Source organism: Vibrio sp. 10N.222.48.A3 (assembly GCF_041475345.1).
GTDB classification, from domain to species: Bacteria; Pseudomonadota; Gammaproteobacteria; order Enterobacterales; family Vibrionaceae; genus Vibrio; species Vibrio tasmaniensis_A.
Map to the genome: position 1 here is coordinate 1 of NZ_JBFRVX010001583.1, position 673 is coordinate 673.

General features: G+C 39.5%; 1 pseudogene. It reads right to left on the reverse strand.

The window, feature by feature from the left end:
* Positions 1–173: pseudogene (locus AB4653_RS27860) on the reverse strand (glycosyl transferase); the annotation flags it as partial.
* Between the last annotated feature and the right edge of the window lie 500 nt (positions 174–673).

The following is a 673-nucleotide window of genomic DNA, read 5'->3' on the forward strand; positions in this document are numbered from 1 at the left end:
GGCCAGTTGTTGATCGAGTCTTCTTTTGTTCCTTCTAAACTGGCAATCAACACTTGGTCTGTTGGTTTAGCAAGGCGCAGCAAATCTAACGTTAGGGTTTCTAATCCGCCGGGAGCGAGGTGCTGAACAACGTGTATGATCTTTTTACCATGCTTCGTTAAGTGCGTATTCATAATTTGGACCCTGCCTTTATAATTCTTGTTTCGCCTTTCTGACATTTTTCTTGAAGTAACTTCTTTAAAACGTTTAGCTACACAATGAGACTGCAGGAGTTGTGCCAATTAAATAACCTTTATATTTCAATCGCTTAATGCATGATTCTATAGGGCGTTTTTTGTTTCTCAAAATGGGAATCAAAACAAAACACCAATGAATAGCTATTTGGAGCATAGGGCTTGGGTTAATCGAAAGTAGCGTTAGAACTTGAGGCTTTAGACAAAAAAAACGCCAAGCGAATGTTGGCGTTTAGTGTTAGGAAGCTAAAAAGATAAGAAGAAGCTACGAAGCTAGCAAATTAAAAATGCCTTTAAGGCTAACTAACTCATTTTAGGGATAACGGTAATGACAGGAACACCTAAGATGTCTTCGATTTCGTCTTTACGCTTGATTGAAGAGTCAAACAGCTCAAACAATATCGCCAACCCAATGCCAAGGCCGATACCTGCAACGAAAC